Origin of the sequence: Synechococcus sp. R6-7 (genome assembly GCF_047461695.1) — a bacterium.
Taxonomy (GTDB): domain Bacteria; phylum Cyanobacteriota; class Cyanobacteriia; order Thermostichales; family Thermostichaceae; genus Thermostichus.
Genome location: NZ_JANSHS010000348.1, coordinates 1 through 2,863, shown reverse-complemented (window position 1 = coordinate 2,863; position 2,863 = coordinate 1). Strand labels below are relative to the sequence as shown.

3 protein-coding genes are annotated in these 2,863 nt (G+C 57.6%); all 3 read left to right on the top strand.

The features are described from left to right. Window positions 1-342 precede the first annotated feature (342 nt). Window positions 343-1,722 (top strand): magnesium transporter, encoded by a 1,380-nt coding sequence (mgtE, locus tag NW815_RS10420; RefSeq protein ID WP_414332078.1) that lies wholly within the window; start codon window positions 343-345, stop codon window positions 1,720-1,722. A gap of 192 nt (window positions 1,723-1,914) precedes the next feature. Further along, window positions 1,915-2,118 carry a hypothetical protein gene (locus NW815_RS10415; RefSeq protein WP_238376758.1) on the top strand — a complete coding sequence of 68 codons (204 nt, stop codon included), beginning with the start codon at window positions 1,915-1,917 and terminating at the stop codon, window positions 2,116-2,118. Between the two features lie 17 nt (window positions 2,119-2,135). Further along, window positions 2,136-2,837 carry an MgtC/SapB family protein gene (locus NW815_RS10410; RefSeq protein ID WP_414388027.1) on the top strand — a complete coding sequence of 234 codons (702 nt, stop codon included), beginning with the start codon at window positions 2,136-2,138 and terminating at the stop codon, window positions 2,835-2,837. The last annotated feature ends 26 nt before the right edge of the window (window positions 2,838-2,863 follow it).

The following is a 2,863-nucleotide window of genomic DNA, read 5'->3' as shown; positions in this document are numbered from 1 at the left end:
TCGGCGACGAACAGATGAGCTGAGCAGAGCCTTACCTGAGCAATAGGTTTGTACAGCCCTGTTCAGAAAAGGGGAGATCAGGAGTAATTCCGAGGGGATTCCCCTTGACTTTCCTGTTGTGGGTTTTGGGGTTTCCGCAGGCCTGGGGATCCCTTGGAGTCCCTCTTATCGGCTTGGGCGCTTGCGATCCAAGCTGGGCTTGGAGGCCTGGCGCTAGACCTACGGCTTGCTGCGCGGCCATCCAAGGGTTTCAGGGCTTCCCTGTGAGCCTCGGAGCACCGGTTGGCTGTTGACCTCCTGGTTCTCTTCATCCCGGCTGACCCCAACGTTCGGAGGTTTATCATGCGGCACAACGTTCTTCGCGATCTCCTAACCCCTGCTTCCTTGGAAGCCGCCAAGCGAGAGGCCAACCGCGCTCCCATTGCCGAGCTGGTGCAGCAGTTGATGGAGATTTCACCTCGGCAGCGGGTACTGGCTTTTCGCTTGCTGGAAAAAGACAGAGCCATTGCAGTGTTTGAGTATCTGCGGCCCGAAGAGCAGGCCGATCTCATTCGCAGCATGGAAAGCCCAGAAGTGATCCAGCTCATAGAAGCTCTGCCACCTGATGAGCGGGTACGTCTGTTTGAGGAGTTGCCGGCCAAAGTAACCAAGCGCCTCATTGCCAACCTCAGCCCAGAAGCTCGGGAAGCAGTGAATATCTTGCTGGGTTATCCAGAGCGCAGTGCCGGTCGGCTGATGAACCTGCGCTACTTGTCGGTACGGGATACCATCACCGTCGGGGCTGCTCTGGCCAGCGTGCGGGACTCTCAACTGGGAGACGATGAGCTGGATGTGATTTTTGTGGTGGACGATCAGCGGTTCTACAAAGGTTTGGTTCGCACCGTGCGCCTCGTGAAAGCAGATCCGGATTTGCCCATTCGGGAGCTGATTGAGGGATCGGATATTTTTGCTCGGGTTACCGACCGGGATCTCCAGGCAGCCCGTTTGCTCAAAGATTCCGGCTTGCCGGCCATTCCGGTGGTGGATACGGAAGGGCGCTTGGTGGGAGATATCACCTTTGAAGATGTCATCAACTTGGTGGAAGAAGAAGCCACCGACGCCGCTCTGGCCCAAGCAGGGGTGGGCAACTTGCTCAGCCGAGACAAGGTTTGGAGCGAGCGCCTGGTTAAAGGCTCCCGTTGGTATGCCGTCCGCCTGCGCATCACGTTTTTAATCATCACCTTGATTGGCGGCATGTTGGTGGGGGGAGTGATCGAAACCTTTGAGGAGGTGTTGCAAGCAGTAACGGCAGCGGCTATTTTCATCCCCTTGGTCATGGATATGGGCGGTAATGTCGGTACCCAATCTACGACCATCTTTGCCCGTGGCTTGGCTTGGGGCCACATCAACGTGCGGCAGTTTCTCCCCTATTTGCTGCGGGAAGCCAGCATTGGTGGCATTATCGGTGTGATCCTGGGGGCCACGGCTGGGGTGATTGCCTACTTCTGGCAGGGGGCACCCAATGGGATCCCACAATTGGGTCTAGCGGTGGGCTTGGCTCTGGCCATTGTCCTCACTTTGGGGGCTATCTTGGGCGCCATTTTGCCCTGGGTGATGTTAAAGCTGGGCTTTGACCACGCTCCGGGAGCGGATCCTTTTATCACCACCATTAAAGACTTCACCGGCCTCTGGGTGTATTTCACCCTGGTGGCTTGGCTAGTCGGGGTTGAAGTGGGGCTCTAGGGCTGCGCCGGCGCTGGATCCAGGGGGCACCTCACCGGCAAAGCGCGTTCCAGGAACGAATAATCCAGCCCTTCTTGAGAAATCAGCCTTTCAGAGTCTCGCCACAAGGCCATCGCGACGGCGGCGCAGAGCACTTTTACGAGGTGTCCTTTGACCAACGAAGGGTTACAGCAAACATTTAGGAGGTGTGCCATGACCTTGAAAGTTCTATCTCCCTTGGCTGCTGCTCAATTTCGGTCACGGCTGCAGCAGTATGCCTATCGGGTGGGCATAACCTGTGCTTTAGAAACGGGTGGTAAGCTGGCCCCAGAATCCGCCTTTGCTCAACTGGAAGCCCTCTGGCAAACCTTGCAACAGGAAGCCACTGCCCTTGGGATCCCAGATGAGGATGGCTAAACCACGAGAACCGGAGCATGACCTGGATTGACTTCACCTTGCGTTTGGCCGTTGCCTTTGTCCTGGGATCCCTCATTGGCCTGGAGCGACAGTGGCGGCAGCGCATGGCCGGCTTACGCACCAACACCTTGGTGGCCACGGGTGCAGCTTTGTTTGTCATGCTCTCGGTTCTCACCCCTGATGAAAGCAGCCCGACCCGTATTGCGGCCCAAGTGGTATCGGGGATTGGCTTTTTGGCCGGTGGCGTGATCCTCAAGGAAGGAGCCAGCGTCCGTGGCCTGAACACCGCCGCCACCATCTGGTGTGCAGCCGCGGTGGGAGCCTTTGCCGGATCGGGGTACATTCCCCAAGCTGCCATTGGGGCCGCAGCTGTGTTGATCTCCAACGTTGTGCTGCGTCCACTGGGCTACCGCATCAACCAGCAGCCTTTGAAAGGCACAGAACTGGAACTGGTCTATGAGTGTTCGTTCATCTGCAAAAGCCAAGCAGAGGCCCACATCCGCGCCTTGCTCTTGCAAGGCATAGCTCCCACCCATCTCAAACTGCGTGCCCTCTACAGCGAAGACCTGGAGGACAAGCCTGATCTGGTCAAAGTCGAAGCAGAGCTGGTCACCCAGACCCGCGATGACCAAGCCCTGGAACTTGTCGTCAGCCGCCTCAGCCTAGAGCCAGGCGTGATCACTGCCCGATGGCGGATCATCGAACAGGAATTTGGGTAAACTACCCGACTCCGACCGCTAAGCGG